Here is a 16,330-nt window from a genome sequence, read left to right on the forward strand (position 1 = left end):
TCAGGGATGATCGATCGCAATCAAAAATAAAGAAGTTTATTAATGTTCGCACTTATTTTAATTTTCTTGATTTTCTCCTACACCATGCGCTAACGAGGTTTCACGTTTTCTTAGTGCGATTCGGTTCTTAGCCCTAATTATCTCATTATTCAGCAACGCCGGATTTTTCACTGCCTGCTACTCATTTCCCAATCAAAACGATAGCCTAAGAGAATCCAGCAACTCACACACTGCATCATGTTACCTCAACCGAAAAAGCACTGGACACCCCAGCATTGGGCAAGTTGGAAGCCTTTCGGCATTGGCGAACAGTACCCCAATAACTATTGGGAGGTATTTCGGGCAATTTGGCACTCTCGTGACAAACTACCTTACGCGTGGAATATTCTCGATAAAGGTGTTTGCGATGGTTGCGCCCTCGGAACAACCGGGATGAAAGATTGGACAATAGAAGGCATTCATCTTTGCAATGTCCGGTTGCGGCTGTTGCGGATGAATACTATGCCAGCTTTTGACCCTGTGCTATTGGAGGATGTTTCGCAGTTACAAAAGCAAAAAAGTGCCCAATTACGGGACTTGGGAAGACTCCCATACCCAATGATTCGTCAACAAGGGGAAAAAGGCTTTCGTCGTGTGAGTTGGGATGAAGCTTTAGGAGTAATTAGCGATCGCATCCGCACTACCACACCAGACCGCCTCAGTTTCTATGTTACCAGTCGCGGTACTGTCAACGAAACTTACTACGCCACCCAAAAAGCTGTGCGGGCAATGGGAACCAATAATATTGATAATGCTGCCCGTATTTGTCATTCTCCCAGCACAGCAGGTTTAAAAGCAGCCCTCGGTGCAGGAGCTACTACTTGTTCTTATAAAGACTGGATTGGTACTGATTTATTAGTCTTCATTGGCTCCAATGTTGCCAATAATCAGCCTGTTACCGTTAAATATCTCCACTATGCGAAGAAAGCTGGCACGAAGATTGTAGTGATTAACACTTACCGCGAACCAGGAATGGAACGTTATTGGGTGCCTTCAATTGTGGAAAGTGCCGTTTTCGGCACCAAGTTTGCCGAAGATTTCTTCTTAATCAACATGGGCGGGGATATAGCATTTTTAAATGGCACAATTAAACATATAATTGCCAATAATTGGGTAGACGAATCATTTATTGACCGCTATACTGCTGGCTTTGCAGAACTTAAGATATCTCTCGAAAGCCAATCTTGGGAAGAATTAGAGCGGCTTTCTGGTACATCCCGTGAGTCAATGTACGCCTTTGCCAAAATGGTCGGGGAAGCCAACAAAGCCGTATTTGTTTGGAGTATGGGCATTACTCAGCATGAGTGCGGCGAAGATAATGTCCGAAGTATCATCAATTTAGCTCTCACTAAAGGTTTTGTGGGTCGGGAAGGCTGTGGTTTAATGCCAATTCGCGGGCACTCTGGGGTGCAAGGTGGTGCAGAGATGGGGTGTTACGCCACAGTACTTCCTGGCGGGAAACCCATCACTCCAGAAAATGCTGCCCAATTAAGTCATCATTGGGGCTTTGCAGTGCCGACAAGTAAAGGTTTAATTGCACCAGAAATGATTAGTGCCGCACATCAGGGGGATTTAGATGTGTTGTTTTCCGTAGGCGGGAATTTTTTAGAAGTGCTGCCAGAACCGGATTATGTAGAAGCGGCGCTGAAGCAAATACCCCTGCGGGTACATATCGATATTGTTCTCTCTAGCCAAATGTTGGTAGAACCGGCTGATACTGTGGTGCTGTTACCTGCTACTACTCGCTACGAAATACCAGGGGGAGTGACAGAAACTAACACCGAACGTCGGGTAATTTTCAGCCCAGAAATTCCAGGGACCCGGATTGGCGAAGCACGTCCAGAGTGGGAAGTGTTTTTAGAATTGGCAAGGCGGGTAAAGCCAGATTTGGCAGATAAGCTGACTTTTGCCGATACAGATGCTATCCGTCAAGAAATTGCTCAAGTCGTCCCCCAGTATGCTGGTATTCAACATTTACAGCAAGCTGGCGATCAGTTTCAATATGGTGGCTCACATTTGTGTTTTGGCTGGAATTTCCCGACGGCGGATGGTAAAGCACACTTTGGCGTATTATTACCACGCCAAAGAGACTTACCAGAAGGTTATTTTTTATTAGCAACGCGCCGAGGCAAACAATTTAATAGTATGGTACAGGAACCCAAGGATGCCATTACTGGGGCAGTGCGAGAGGCAGTGCTAATGAATGCTGATGATGCGGCAAAATTGGGTTTAAAAGATGGAGATAAGGTAATTCTGAAAAATAAATTAGGCGAATTGTTCTGTCAAGTCTACATCGCACCAATTCAGTTAGGCAACTTGCAAGTACATTGGCCGGAAGGGAATGTGTTATTAGATAAAAGTAAGCGATCGCTCGAAGGCGTGCCTGATTATAATGCAATAGTACGCTTAGAAAAGCAAACCTAATATTAACGCTTTCCCACTGCTACGCTAAACTTAATATCACTCCAAAACTTGCAGCCATGTCTGTCGCCAAAGATTTTGAAACCCCAGAAGATGTTATATTTCCACCTGGGGATTTAGAAAGTAACGAACCACCATTGGAAACATACCTACATTTGCAGCAAATGCTGCTATTAATAAAATGCCTTGATTGGTTGTGGCGAGACCACGACAACTTTTTTGCTGCCGGCAATCTTAGCATTCATTACAGTCCACGCCAGCGTAAATCCCAAGACTTTCGGGGACCAGATTTCTTTGTCGTGCTGGATACCGAACGCAAACCCCGTGATAGTTGGGTTGTTTGGGAAGAAGACGGCAAATATCCAAATTTGATTATAGAACTGCTTTCAAAGTCAACCGCAGTGATTGACAAGGGCTTAAAAAAACAAATTTATCAAGATATCTTTCGCACCCCGGAATATTTCTGGTTTGACCCCAGAAATCTAGAATTTGCTGGGTTTATTTTGTTGGGTGGTACTTATCAACCTATAGAACCCAACCCACAAGGATTGTTGTGGAGTCAGCAGCTAAGTTTCTATTTGGGTGTTCATGAAAATCAATTACGCTATTTCAATGCTGAAGGACAGATAATGCCTACACCTGAAGAAATTGCCCAGTGCGAAGCGGAATACGCTCAACAAGAAAGACAACGCGCCGAACAAGAACGACAACGCGCCGAACAAGAACGACAACGTGCTGAACGCCTAGCAGCTAAATTACGAGAACTCAATATTGACCCAGAAAGTTTATCAGGATAGTAGGATGAAATGATAATTACAAATTAAGAAACTGACAAATAAAAAATATCCCACTTTTCACAATCAACAGTCAACACTCAACAACTTCAAGCGGTTGTTTTTACTTCTTGGAGTTCCCTAATATCAATGATTTTCGACAACCTCTAAACCTGTTTTAGCGACTGATTTAATATCAACATTCTGATTGTTTAGCAGCACTATTATGGTGGTATTTTGATTGGGTAAATATGCAAGCAATGTTGTGAAGCCATAAGCTATACCACTATGCCCAATTGCTTTTGCTAAAGGAGATGAAAACCTTTCTACACCCAATCCATAACTATAACCTTCGCCATTATCTTTAAATTTCAGCATTTCTTTCATCATCTTCGACGAAAGTAAGGTTTTTTTGACAAATAACGCTTTGGCGAACTTGGCTAAATCCTCTGCTGTTGAAACCAATCCGCCATCTCCCAAACCATTACCATCATTTACTTCGGCGTAGCTATCTAGCTTACCATCCTTATTGCGATCGCCATAACCTGTAGCTACTTCTCCAATTGTCGGCTCACGCAATTCTGTGAAGGTATGTTTTAATCCCAATGGTTTTAAAATCTGGTTGCGGATTGCTTGTGCAAGAGTTCCTTTAGTGATGTTTTCAACAATCAGTTCCAAAAGAATGTAGTTCCCATCAGTATAAATAAATTTTTCTCCCGGATTTGCACGCGGTTCTTCTTGATACATATACTGAATAGCTTCTCTGGCTGTCCAGGGCTGTGAACGGCTTCTTTTCGCAGTAGCTTCAATAAACTCTTTTGTTTCTAAGTATTCAGCAATACCACTGGTGTGGTTGAGGAGTTGCCGAACTGTAATTTTATCGCTGTTGATAATATGAGGACTGATGTCTCTTGGTAAGTAGGTTGCGATCGCCCGATCTAATTCTATCTTCCCTTGTTCCACTAATTTCAGCACAACCACCGCCATAAAAGTTTTACTCATACTGGCAATAGAAAAGCCATCTGTGGGTTTCATCCGCGTTTTAGTTGACAAGTCACTGACACCAGATACTCCCAACCAAGAACCTTTAGGTGTAGAAATATACATTACTCCACCAGGTATTTGCTGTTCTACAATTATTTCATTTAAAAGTTTTTGTAGTTGAGAACTTTTTCCTACAGTGGAGGTAGACATGACTTGTTTACCGAAAGATTTTCCAATTATTGTCTGAGTAATGTTATCACCCACTAAGTGTCCTGCAAAACCAAGGGAAATCACAAAGACTATTGCAAATGAAATTTTGCTGAAAGTCAACAGTTTTAGATTCATTTTATTCTTCATATTATGTAGTTTACTCCTCTGCTCCCTGCCTCCTGCCCTCTGCCTTTCTTCGGTAATCTGATGTAATTTCAAGAATCAAATCGGATTGTCATATACAAATAGCATTACTTCGTTTCCAGATTAGTATGAAAATTTAAATTTACCAACTCTTAGAAATATGACAATGCCAATTAAAAGCAAGACTAAAGCCACTGTTTGGGTAGTGGAAAATGGTAAAATGCGATCGCGTTTAGATCATCTCACCACCGAAGAACCCTTAGAAATTCGCCTCGCCCCTTTTCAGAAGACTGTAGCTGTAACTATGCGGACACCTGGCGCAGATTTTGAACTTGCTGCTGGTTTCCTCTACACTGAAGGAGTCGTTAGACACAAAGAAGATATCCAACGTATCAGTTACTGCGTAGATGAGTCAGTAGATGGTGAACAGCGTTACAACATCGTCAATGTAGAACTGCGGGATGGGTTAATTCCCGACTTACAGCCTTTGGAACGCCATTTCTACACTAATAGCGCTTGTGGGGTATGTGGTAAAGCTAGTCTTGAAGCTTTGCGTCTACGAGGATGTCCAGTTATTCCGAGTGGGCTAACGGTAACGCCGGAAATTATTTATAGCTTACCAGATCAACTCCGAGCTGCTCAAGGCATCTTCACCGCTACAGGGGGTTTACACGCTGCGGCTACCTTCGATGCTCAAGGACAGTTGTTAAATCTGCGCGAGGACATTGGGCGTCATAATGCTTTGGATAAATTGATTGGTTCGGCATTACTCAGTGACGAGTTACCTTTGAATAATCATATTATTCTAGTCAGTGGACGCTCTAGTTTTGAGATTTTGCAAAAGTCTACAATTGCTGGAGTTCCCATCGTCTGTTCTGTTTCTGCTCCTAGCAGTCTAGCGGTATCTGTCGCCAAAGAATTTGGAATTACTTTAATTGGCTTCCTGCGTGGAGAAAGGTTTAATATTTACAGTGGGATGCAAAGAATAAATGCTAATTAACTTTTGCCTGATTCTATGATTGCTTATACAAACCAAATCTATATACTTTATCTCGATCTCTAGTTTCTAATTTTTCTCCTTTGGGAAATTTATCTCTCACAGTGCTTACTAATTTATAAACTTACGTATTAGAGCAATATGGTTTTCCCCTGCGTTGATGCATTTGTGACAATAGCATCGGTTAATTGTGAAAATTTAGTGAATTTCTATACTAAATTGCTGGAGCAAAAGCCAGTTACTTTGATACCGAATGTCTATGCTGAGTTTCGTTTAACTAATATGCGATTAGGTATTTTTAAACCAAAGAACACAAATGAATCGGAATTTGAAGTGATATCTAACGATAAGCTGTGTAGCGTCTACGCCAAAAGTAAGATAAGTTTATGTTTAGAGGTGAGTAAGTTGGAAGATGCGATCGCCCACATAACCGCTTTGGGCTATCCCCCACCAGGAAAGATTTCCATTGCTTCCCACGGCAGAGAAATTTATGCTTACGATCCGGATGGCAATCGTTTGATTCTGCATCAAGCTGCTACAGGGAGTCATTAGTCATTTGTCATTGGTCATTTGCAAAGGACAAATAACAAAGGATCAAAGAACAAAGGACAAATAACAAAGGACAAAGAAAAAATGGCTATAACTCAAAACTATAGATTAAACCTAATTCAATGGTATCCAGGGCACATTGCTAAAGCTGAAAAGAAGCTTAAAGAACAGCTCAAGCGCGTAGATGTAGTATTTGAGGTACGAGATGCCCGAATTCCTCTAGCGACTCACCATCCCCAAATAGGTGAGTGGGTGGAGGGTAAGACACGGGTGTTGATATTGAACCGAGTAGATATGATTACGCCCCAAATGCGATCGCTATGGATAGATTGGTTTAAACGTCAAGGAGAAGTCCCTTATTTTACCAACGCTCAGCATGGTAAAGGGATCGCCGAAGTGGCACGGGCAGCCCAAGCGGCTGGTGTAGAACTGAATCAAAGAAGAAGCGATCGCGGGATGTTACCCCGTCCAGTCCGAGCAGTGGTGATTGGTTTTCCTAATGTTGGTAAATCCGCTTTAATTAACCGTCTCTTAGGACGGCGAGTAGTAGAAAGTGCAGCCCGCCCTGGGGTAACTCGCCAACTGCGCTGGGTGCGAATTTCTGAACATTTGGAATTGCTAGATGCTCCTGGCGTCATCCCAGTAAGATTAGAAGACCAAGACGCAGCATTGAAATTAGCAATTTGTGATGATATTGGTGAAGCATCTTATGATAATCAGCTAGTAGCAGCAGCATTAGTGGATTTACTGAACTATTTGGAAGCTCTAGCTACAGATTTGTTACCGAAAAACCCATTACAGTCCCGCTACCAACTCGATTCCATATCTGACACCGGAGATATATATTTGCACGCCTTGGCGGAGCATCGTTACAAAGGTGATGTAGAGCGCGCTGCAAGGCAACTTTTAACAGATTTTCGCAAAGGTTTATTGGGTGAAATAAGTTTAGAATTGCCTCCTAACTAAAGTACAACCATTTCAGCCTGTTTTTGAGTAGCAGGTAAAACATAAATCTTGGAATCCTAGCGCGGCTGTTGACCCGATGAAAAGTTGCGTCAAAGCCAAGTTTTGTTATATCTGCGGTACACCGATTTCACTTAACCGCGTTAATTCTGCTGAGTTAGTGTTGTCTTTGAGACACCTATCTTGTGCAAGTTGTGGCTGTCCTTATCAAACATCCGTCAAAACCCCTAAAACTTTGGGAACACTCATTTTCCTAAAACCCTTTATTGATAAGACTTTCAGCTTATATTCTTTTTGGTGACAGTTTAGCCAGATCTAGGCCTAATAGTAAGCTGTTACGCATTTAATTTGTATATTTACCTGATGACTGATGACTGAAAACCCGTCAACAGTTAACAGTTAACAGTCAACGACCATCAAGATTTAGACGCGCATCAGCTTATTAAAACTGGCGATCGCTAATTTGTATTTTTCACTTTATCTAGTTCCTTTTTTATCAGGACTTGCCTTTACACATCGTTTGTGAAATACTACCTATAAAATACGGTAAATCGGTAAAGATTTAGTAGTTTTGATGAAGCCTATCATAAAATATCCCAATCTCACAGTAATTGTGGACTAATCTCTAACCATGACAAACACAGAAATTCGTACTACTCAAGTTAAAGTCCCCAACGGTAATTTACAAATTGATGCTTACTTAGCTGAACCGGTGAAAAAGGGAACCTTCCCAGCCGTGATTGTGATTCAGGAAATTTTTGGGGTAAACATACATATTCGGGAAGTCGCCGAGAAGTTTGCGAATGTTGGGTATGTGGCAATCGCCCCGACTTTATTTCAACGTACTGCTCCTGGTTTCGAAGCTGGATACAATCCTGAAGATATCCAAAAAGGAAGACAGTATAAGGAGCAGACCACAGCAGAAGAAATATTGAGTGATATTAAGGCGGCGATCGCTTATTTGAAAACTCTACCAAATGTACAAGGAGATGCGATCGGCTCTATTGGTTTCTGCTTTGGTGGTCACGTTGTTTACCTAGCTGCGACTTTACCAGATATTAAAGTTACAGCTTCCTTCTATGGTGGTGGTATTCCTAACTCAACTCCCGGTGGTGGAGAACCCACTATCACACACACTCCCGATATTAAAGGCCCCGTTTATGCGTTCTTTGGTCTTGAAGATCGAGGAATCCCCTTAGAACACACAGAACAAATCGAAGCTGAACTAAAGAAATATCAGATTCCCCATGCTATTTTCCGCTATCCCGGAGCAGGACATGGCTTTTTCTGCAACCATCGCGCTAGTTACAATCCCGAAGCTGCTGCTGATGCTTGGAAAAACGTTCTAGAACTTTTCCAAAAGAATCTTCAGCTTCAAAAAGTCTAAATCTTTGGGTTAGGAACAATATGCTGTAGGGGAGCTGTGCATACGTGTCAACTTAAGCCCTAGCGGTTTATAATCGACCATTTTAAGTTTACACCAATGCATAGATGCGATCCCCTACTAAGGAACTTCCAAATTAAAAATATCCCACTGTTGACAGTCAACAGGAGCTACTGCGGTCTTGGGTTTTCCCAAGTGGAGCAAGTGGCGTTCAACAGTCAGCAACTTCAAGCAGGATAATTTATTTTTTGGAGTTCCCTAATGAAAATAAGCAACTAAAAATCAAGTATCACATCTATGATTACTTCTCTCAAACAGCCACGAGTTAAGATTTTTCAACATTTTTCACTACTCTTATTACCTGGATTATTAACAATCTCAACAACTTTAATCAGTTGCTCAGTTGGAACCCCAAAATCAGAAAATAAAACTATTGGTTTTAAAACCAAAGTTGTGCGGATGGGATATCAAAGTTCTGGAGATATTGTCCGACTGAAAGGACTAATAGAAAAACGTCTAAAACCTTTAGGTGTTTCCGTTGAATGGGCACAATTTGCCGCAGGACCACAACTAATGGAAGCGATGAATGTGGGTAGGGTTGATATTGGTTCTGTAGGTGAAACTCCCCCAATATTTGCTCAGGCTGCTGGCACATCTTTAGTTTATATTGCTAGTAATAAACCCAGCACTGGTAAAGGAAGCGCCATTATAGTCCAGAAGGATTCACCGATTCGCACTTTAGCCGACCTCAAAGGTAAAAAAGTAGTTTTTCAAAAGGGTTCTGCTTCCCATTATTTATTAATAAAAGCTTTGGAAGAAGCTGGTTTGAAATATAGTGATATTCAAGCCATTAGCCTCCCTCCTTCGGAAGCGCGTGATGCTTTTATTCAAGGAAAAATTGATGCTTGGGTAACTTGGGACCCTTATCTAGCTGTAGCACAAAAAAATGTCAATGCGCGTGTTTTGAGAGATGCTAGTGGCATTTCTACTCAAGGTGGATATTATATGGCTGCGCGAAAGTTTGCCACAGAAAATCCAAAATTAGTGCGATTAGTTCTTCAGGAGATAAATAACACAGGTCAATGGGGTGAGCAAAACCGAGCAGAAGTTGTAAAACTGACTATTCCTCATCTCAAAATTGATGAAGATATCTTAAAAACAATGGTTGAAAGGCGAACTTATGGCTTAAGACCAATTACTCCACAAATCATGGAAAATCAACAGAAAATTGCAGATTTGTTTGCTAAAGAAAAAGTGATTCCTAAACCTATTAATATTAAGGAAGCGATGCTGACTAGCGAACAATATGCAGCTATCACACCAGAAACCATTAGTCAGAAATAGCGACGGTAGATACAGAAATAGCGACGGTAGATAGAAACTTGAACCTATCCCACTAATGCCAGATTGTAGTAATCTATTTTTTGGCAAGAGGTTGGGTGTATTAGTGATGGCTGGACGTTTTGAGGGATTGAGCGACCTAGAATGGAAGCTATTTAAGGATATATTTCCTAAGCAAGTATCCAAGCGTGGTATAAGGAATGCCTCATGTACCGTATCGTTATGTATTAAATAGTCTATTATACATTCTGGTAACTGGATGTCGATGGTGTGACCTTCCACGAGGGGATATATGGGCATCGAAAAGCTCATCCCACCGATGGTTAAAGCGATGGCGTTCTGATGGAACATTTGAATATATACAAGGACGTGTATTAGCGATGCCTGCGGCGGGCTACGCCTACGCTAATGAGAGGGTGCTTATAAACTGGGACTTTGGGGCTGTTGACGGCTCTTTTTCCCCCTGGAAAGGAAGGAGGTGAAGAAGTTGCGTATGGAGGCAAGAGAAAAGGTGTTCTTATTCACACGCTTACGGAAGGTGGTGGAATGCCCTTGGCTAATTGCACTACCCCAGCTAACGGTAACGAGAGGGAGCAAATAATACCTCTACTTGATAAAGTTAAACTTAAAACATTAAAGCGTGGTAGACCACGTAAGCGAATCAAAGTATTGGCTGCTGATAAAGGGTACGACTCGAAACAAAAACGAGTTGACCTACGTAAACGAGGTATTCGTCCTCAAATCCCAAAACGAGTTTGGAAAACCAAGAAAAACAGAGGGAGACCAATCAAAATCTCTGTTCCTAGATTTCAGCAAGAGCGCTGTTTTGCTTGGTATCAGAGAAAATACCGCCCTCTCGTTGTCAGATGGGAACACCAAAAAGTTTACTTTGACGCATTCCTTGACCTTGCTACAATCCACATCTGTATTATTAGTGGGATAGGTTCCAAAGTATAGACGTAGGCGATCGCTCCAGAAAGTTCAGGTTTGCTTGATTCAGTTCATGTCTCTTTTTATGTCTCAAAATGCAATTCTCTCAAAGTTTAAAGAATAATGAGACGTTATCTTAGAAAATCTGCCGCTTCTCAGTCAGAAAAATCCTAATCCTCCTTTTCGAGCGTTTGTACAAAAACCCCACTATGGAAAATCAAGATATAGCAACGTATGTTTTACCTGGTGAAAACATTAAAAGTCTCCAGTCATTCTATGAAGTTTTTGGTGAGATGGTTAATGGTCGAGGTGGGTATTTTGGAAAAAACTTAGTTGCATTTGAGGATTGCTTACTAGGTGGTTTCGGTTTGGAATTACCTTGTAAAATAATTTTTAAAAACTCTAATATTGCTCGCAAAACTTTAGACCACCGTTGTCTTGCTGATTGGTGCAAGTTTGAACTTGAAAATGATGAAGACCTCTACTGCGAAGGTTTCGAGTCAGGTTTAAAGTGGTTTAAAGACACCTATGATAAAGCATCACAGGGGTTAGGAGAAACAATGTTTGATATTCTTGTTGAGATAATCAGACGTGTTGGGAGAAGAGACTTATTTTCTAATTTGGGAAAAGAAATATGCCTCATTATAGAATAATTTTGGCTTGGGCGTAACGGACTTCCAGAAAATAAACTATTCCATTAACAATAATGATAATTATTTTAAAGGGGGGGATGAAGGGGCTGCCCTCGGCGATTATAATCCGAAAACAACTGTAACTCCCTATTTTAATAACAGCATTTCTTTAGCTACAAAACATACTAATTTTACACTGTTTAACTTCAAAGCAGACGACAAGTGTATAGATTATTTATGCATAGATGAGTGGAGAAAAGGGGTTGCCCTCGGCAACCCCTTTTCTCCACCCTAAAAATGATTATTATTCTTGAAAAATCCTGTCTCTTGTTTTTTTTGTAATGATTTATTCTTTGGAAGTCCCTTTTTTCTCACAACTCCTTCACTTGCTGAAATGCATTGTGTTTTAATCCGCGATCGCCCCGTGGCCGATTACAATTTATTTCAGTATTATCATTAAATAAATACACTATCACCTGTAACATCCTGAAGGGAAATATGCGTGTACGTCAACCTTGTGCTGACCATGAGTTAGAACTGCAACTTATCCATGAAAGTCCTTTAGAGTTAACTTTTCAGAAGGGAAATATTCCTCAATTAATTGCAATTAAAACTGCTAGGAAAAATTTGCTAGTTAATACTATTAAGATAGGTGCGGTTATCTTGTTTCTCTTTGGTGGTTTTATTTACCAGAGTATTTTGCATGGTATTAAACAGTTGTTGCCTATTTCTAATCTACAATTTTTTGCCTTAATAGCGGTATTACTTCTGATTTCTCTGATTTATGTAATGTTTTCTCCATGTTTTCTCCTTTGGATATTTGATCAAACTAATAAACAGCTAGTAGAAATTAAAACTAACTTATTAGCAAAACAGCAAAAACGCACATTTAAGTTTAGTGAAATTGAAGCTATCAATGTTCAAGAAGACTACGATGATTCTTTTCAATGTACTGAACTGTATTTGGTGCTGAAATCTGGTAAGGAATTTACTTTGAGTCAAAGTTCTTATAGTTTAAAAACACGAAATAAAGCGATCGCTCTCAAATACCATCGAGAAATTGCGGAAAAAATGCGTTCTTTCCTGGGATGGGATAATGAAGCCATTCCCATAAATGAAAGAGCAGAAGCTGTTTATATTCCTACGGAGGAAGAAATTAAACAAGATATAGAATCAAATCTTAAAATGGTTAAAGAAACTTTAGGTACATTATTTTCTAGCAAAGCCAAGAAACAAGAAAAAATACAAGAATTACACTCACAAATAAATCAAGATCCTAGTAATCCAGAAACTTGGGAAAGTTTAGCTATGATACTAGGACTACAGCGAAATACATTACAAGAATGTATTGATGCTTTTGTTCAGGCTGAAAGTCTCTATCGTCAACGTGGAGATATAGATAAAGCCAATAAAATGGAAGAATTAATTAAACGTGCTAAGAATTAATTGATACATTGATGGTAAATTATCAAGTTTAATGTAAAGTTTTATAACAAGAGTATTGATATTACTCTGCACCAATTAACTGAGGGTAAACAGCCACTCACGGATGTTTAGAAAAGCAAGCGGCTAAGATGCTTTCTGGGCAACGCTTTTAGCCTTAGCGTACAATTTTCCCGTTTTGGCACGCTGATGCCCATCATGTCCGGTTAAATAGTTATCATTTAGACTGACGTGGAGGATTTTTTTAATCAGTGATTGTACAGGACACAAGTACATTTAGTGAATAAGGACACTGGGAGTTAGGTATTGCTAGTTTTTGGAATATTAAACAAGTTTCTCAGCAAAAAGGCTCAAGCATTTTGCTTGAGCCACAACTAAATTCAATTTATAGACTAGCTTCAACAGCTAGATGTTTGAATCTTAGTAACGATTACGGAAGTTAGTGTTTCCACGGTTACCACCACCAAAGGAACCTCTATCTTCTCTGGGTTTAGCCTTATTAACTTTCAGGTCACGCCCCATCCACTCAGCACCATCGAGAGCATCAATGGCTGCTGTTTCTTCAGCATCTGTACCCATTTCTACAAAACCAAAGCCACGCAAACGACCTGTTTCACGGTCGGTAGGTAGTTGAACACGCTTTACAGAACCATATTCTGCAAACACAGCATTCAATGTTTCTTCTGTAACTTCGTAAGAAAGATTACCTACATAAACTGACATAATTTGTCTCCTAAATCATAAATTTGTGGAGATTTAGATTTCGGAGAAAAGTCTGTGAATACCAAAAGGAAAAAGCCTGTCAATAATAAAAACAAACGCGGTCCGCCGAATTAACTCTCACTTCTTATTATTACATAGCAACTAAATATTTAGGGGAAGTTGATAAAAATGTTATAAAAAGTAATCTAAACAATTGCGTACCGAGCAAGTAAATATACTTACAAAGTAAAAGATTAATTATTGCTGTCTTCGTGTTCCGCTTTCCCAGAGACCCTTTTTGGGTTAAAAATTCATCATACAAACTCAACATACTCAATAATTGTTCCATCAGGATGCATGGCTCGCATATTGACTCCAGTGGGCACTTTGTTGGGTTCGGCGAGAATAACTGCACCTTGTTGAATAAGGGCTTCTCTAAAATCATTGAGTGAATCAACGAGGAATGTTGCATGTGTCGTTTTGAATGGAGAGAGTGCTTCAGCCGAACCAGCAATTAAAAGAATAGAACCCACACCTGCGAGTTCCAGCCCAGTCTCAGAATATTGAAACCACAACCAGCATTTTTCTGTAAAGAGGTTTTCATAGAAAGCGATCGCCTCATCTAAGTCTATCGGACTAAGATAGACTCTAGTTAGTACTTTAAGAATTTGCATTGCAAACTGTCTATATAGGCAGCTATTATATTTTATTATGCTTGCTTGGCGATCGTAGTTTACTAAGATTAAGCGAGAAATAGCCTATCTTCAATTTGAAAAAGGTTTTTCACTCTCTATTCACCTAGCTCAAGATAACGTTGTTCGCTGTCAATCAAAATACATTTCATTTCTACTCCTTTCGGCCTAGATAAGTCATCTGTATAGCTATCACCAATATATATACACGCTCGAACATCAGTACTTAATCCAAATTCCAAATTAAAAAAGACTGATTTAATCTAGTTTTCTCGGTTTATATCTGTCGTATTTTTTTAATTGGTGTAATTTAAGGATTTTGTCAGAGAAAACAGCCTGATGAGGTTTTATTTAAGTGGTTGGATTTTATTGACTAATGCTCAATAAATGCTGCATCCTTGACAAGGAATTTTCCTATAAACATCATAACGCGATGTTTGACATAAATTATCCGTCTGCCTGTAGTTAGGGATTTCCAACTAAAAAAATATTCCATTGTTGTGTATGCAGAGGAGGTAGAGGACGCAGAGGAAACAGAGGAGAAAGAATCTGCGACTATGAAAATGGGATAATTTATTTTCTGGAAGTCCCTTATTCACCACCTGCTTTGAAATTTATTTTCTTTCATAAAACTTAAAATAGGTTTATTATCATTTAAAATCTTTTGCAGAGATTTAGGTAAGATATATGGCTGATATTGTTGATATTGCAGTTAACGCTGAGTCTTTCAAAACACTAGTAGCAGCGGTACAGGCTGCTGGCTTAGTAGAAACATTAAAAAGTCCTGGACCCTTTACTGTCTTTGCACCAAATGACGATGCTTTTGCCAAGTTACCAGCCGGAACCATTCAAACTCTATTACAAAATATTCCTCAGCTAACACGGATTTTAAAATATCATGTTGTTGCGGGAAAGTTGTCGCAGACTGATTTGGCAGAACTTGGTACGGTCAATTCTGTGGAAGGTTCACCCATTAGAATTGGTTCTTCTAATGGTTTTGAAGTTAAAAATGCCACAGTTTTGACAGCAAATATCGAAGCTGATAATGGTGTAATTCACGTTATCGATACGGTGATTTTGCCAGGTTAATTCAGCTAGGGTGGGTATTTTCCACCCTACTTATGCAGAATTTTTAGGATTCATTAGCATTCACTATTAATACTATCAATACTTCGTTGATTTATTAAAGTTATGTTAAAATAGCAAATTTATTACTCCTGGTTTATGCTAAGGTAAATTTCGTTATTTAGAAATAAGTTACATTAAATTATAAGTTGCTAACATTATCCCCAAAAAATTGATGTTCGATTTAAACACCTTAGCAGAGTTCTCTCGCGCCAACTGCGTAACTATTTGTACATTTCTTGTGCCAGCAAATTTACTAGTCACTATTTTGACAATGGTTCTGACAGCACTACGTCGTCCATCACATCAAATCTGGCAATCTGCTGCAATTGCGAGCTTTTTTGCTTCCGTGATGATATTGCATGTATACACTTGGTTTATGATTGGCGTGGTAATGGCTCCTACTTATATCTTGATGTCGCTAGCGATTAGCTGTTTGGTGACTAATTTGATAGCAATTCTTTTTCACAGACGCTACGCTAACAGTCCTAGTTTTTCCAACAATGCTTAAAATTTATAAAACTGTCCTTTGTCCTTTGCTAAAAACCAATGACAAATGACACTTTAAAATTTGATGAGTCAACCGATTATTTGGGTACATGGAGACTGTCTCAGTCCATATAATCCCGTACTGCAAGAACATCCTGAGGCTCAGGCTATTTGGGTTTGGGACGAGGCTTTGATACAGGAATGGCAACTGAGTCTCAAACGACTGACATTTATTTACGAATGCTTGCTAGAATTACCTGTTGTAATCCGCCGTGGTAATGTAGTAGAAGAAGTTTTAGCTTTTGCTAGAGAACAGAAATCAGACTTAGTGGTGACAGCAAATAGTCCTAGTCCCCGATTTGATGATATCTGCAATCAAATTGAGGGCTCGATAAAATTGGAAGTACTAGAGTTGGAAGCATTTTTTGATTATGACGGTTATATTGACTTGAAGCGGTTCTCGCGCTATTGGAAAGTAGCTCAAAATCATGTTTTTGAGTAGGTAAATTGTA

Annotated in this window: 17 protein-coding genes; 14 read left to right on the top strand and 3 right to left on the bottom strand. The window is 39.8% G+C overall.

Annotated elements, in window-relative coordinates:
- The first annotated feature begins 237 nt into the window (after positions 1-237).
- Together ACFG4S_RS04410 and ACFG4S_RS04415 are read left to right on the top strand one after the other, a co-directional pair.
- The gene (locus tag ACFG4S_RS04410) at positions 238-2,463 is read left to right on the top strand and encodes an FdhF/YdeP family oxidoreductase (RefSeq protein ID WP_392533648.1); all 2,226 of its coding nucleotides are present in this window, start codon (positions 238-240) and stop codon (positions 2,461-2,463) included.
- A gap of 56 nt (positions 2,464-2,519) precedes the next feature.
- Positions 2,520-3,257: a Uma2 family endonuclease gene (locus ACFG4S_RS04415; RefSeq protein ID WP_392533649.1), complete on the top strand. Its 738-nt coding sequence runs from the start codon at positions 2,520-2,522 to the stop codon at positions 3,255-3,257.
- Positions 3,258-3,380: 123 nt separating this feature from the next.
- Here ACFG4S_RS04415 and ACFG4S_RS04420 read toward each other — a convergent pair whose 3' ends face one another.
- The gene (locus tag ACFG4S_RS04420; protein ID WP_392533650.1) at positions 3,381-4,562 is read right to left on the bottom strand and encodes a serine hydrolase domain-containing protein; all 1,182 of its coding nucleotides are present in this window, start codon (positions 4,560-4,562) and stop codon (positions 3,381-3,383) included.
- Between the two features lie 169 nt (positions 4,563-4,731).
- On the opposite strand from ACFG4S_RS04420, the gene fdhD reads away from it, so the two are divergent.
- The 9 genes from fdhD to ACFG4S_RS04465 all read left to right on the top strand — a co-directional run bounded on the left by fdhD (position 4,732) and on the right by ACFG4S_RS04465 (position 12,813).
- Positions 4,732-5,571 (top strand): formate dehydrogenase accessory sulfurtransferase FdhD, encoded by an 840-nt coding sequence (fdhD, locus tag ACFG4S_RS04425; RefSeq protein ID WP_392533651.1) that lies wholly within the window; start codon positions 4,732-4,734, stop codon positions 5,569-5,571.
- 138 nt (positions 5,572-5,709) lie between these two features.
- Positions 5,710-6,120, top strand: a complete 411-nt coding sequence (locus ACFG4S_RS04430) for a VOC family protein (protein ID WP_392533652.1) — start codon at positions 5,710-5,712, stop codon at positions 6,118-6,120.
- A gap of 81 nt (positions 6,121-6,201) precedes the next feature.
- Positions 6,202-7,083 carry a ribosome biogenesis GTPase YlqF gene (ylqF, locus tag ACFG4S_RS04435; protein ID WP_392533653.1) on the top strand — a complete coding sequence of 294 codons (882 nt, stop codon included), beginning with the start codon at positions 6,202-6,204 and terminating at the stop codon, positions 7,081-7,083.
- Positions 7,084-7,711: 628 nt separating this feature from the next.
- Complete coding sequence (locus ACFG4S_RS04440; RefSeq protein WP_392533654.1) at positions 7,712-8,467, top strand: dienelactone hydrolase family protein; 756 nt, start codon at positions 7,712-7,714, stop codon at positions 8,465-8,467.
- Positions 8,468-8,761: 294 nt separating this feature from the next.
- A complete protein-coding gene (locus ACFG4S_RS04445; protein ID WP_392533655.1) occupies positions 8,762-9,808 on the top strand; it encodes a sulfonate ABC transporter substrate-binding protein in 1,047 nt (348 codons plus the stop codon).
- A 197-nt stretch (positions 9,809-10,005) separates the two neighbouring features.
- Positions 10,006-10,287: a transposase gene (locus ACFG4S_RS04450; protein ID WP_392533656.1), complete on the top strand. Its 282-nt coding sequence runs from the start codon at positions 10,006-10,008 to the stop codon at positions 10,285-10,287.
- A gap of 64 nt (positions 10,288-10,351) precedes the next feature.
- Positions 10,352-10,762 (top strand): transposase, encoded by a 411-nt coding sequence (locus ACFG4S_RS04455; protein WP_392533657.1) that lies wholly within the window; start codon positions 10,352-10,354, stop codon positions 10,760-10,762.
- 182 nt (positions 10,763-10,944) lie between these two features.
- Complete coding sequence (locus ACFG4S_RS04460; protein ID WP_392533658.1) at positions 10,945-11,388, top strand: hypothetical protein; 444 nt, start codon at positions 10,945-10,947, stop codon at positions 11,386-11,388.
- A gap of 477 nt (positions 11,389-11,865) precedes the next feature.
- Positions 11,866-12,813: a hypothetical protein gene (locus tag ACFG4S_RS04465; RefSeq protein WP_392533659.1), complete on the top strand. Its 948-nt coding sequence runs from the start codon at positions 11,866-11,868 to the stop codon at positions 12,811-12,813.
- Positions 12,814-13,230: 417 nt separating this feature from the next.
- On the opposite strand, the gene ACFG4S_RS04470 is transcribed toward ACFG4S_RS04465, so the two are convergent.
- On the bottom strand, positions 13,231-13,533 hold the full coding sequence (locus tag ACFG4S_RS04470) for an RNA recognition motif domain-containing protein (protein WP_392533660.1): 303 nt from the start codon (positions 13,531-13,533) through the stop codon (positions 13,231-13,233).
- A gap of 293 nt (positions 13,534-13,826) precedes the next feature.
- On the bottom strand, positions 13,827-14,186 hold the full coding sequence (locus tag ACFG4S_RS04475) for a VOC family protein (protein ID WP_392533661.1): 360 nt from the start codon (positions 14,184-14,186) through the stop codon (positions 13,827-13,829).
- 705 nt (positions 14,187-14,891) lie between these two features.
- Here ACFG4S_RS04475 and ACFG4S_RS04480 point away from each other — a divergent pair.
- The 3 genes from ACFG4S_RS04480 to ACFG4S_RS04490 all read left to right on the top strand — a co-directional run bounded on the left by ACFG4S_RS04480 (position 14,892) and on the right by ACFG4S_RS04490 (position 16,320).
- Entirely contained in the window at positions 14,892-15,293 is a 402-nt protein-coding gene (locus ACFG4S_RS04480; RefSeq protein WP_392533662.1) for a fasciclin domain-containing protein, read from the top strand.
- A 211-nt stretch (positions 15,294-15,504) separates the two neighbouring features.
- Positions 15,505-15,840, top strand: a complete 336-nt coding sequence (locus ACFG4S_RS04485; RefSeq protein ID WP_392533663.1) for a hypothetical protein — start codon at positions 15,505-15,507, stop codon at positions 15,838-15,840.
- A gap of 63 nt (positions 15,841-15,903) precedes the next feature.
- A complete protein-coding gene (locus tag ACFG4S_RS04490) occupies positions 15,904-16,320 on the top strand; it encodes a hypothetical protein (protein WP_392533664.1) in 417 nt (138 codons plus the stop codon).
- Positions 16,321-16,330 lie beyond the last annotated feature (10 nt).

The organism is Nostoc sp. C117 (genome assembly GCF_043099735.1).
Taxonomy (GTDB): domain Bacteria; phylum Cyanobacteriota; class Cyanobacteriia; order Cyanobacteriales; family Nostocaceae; genus Nostoc.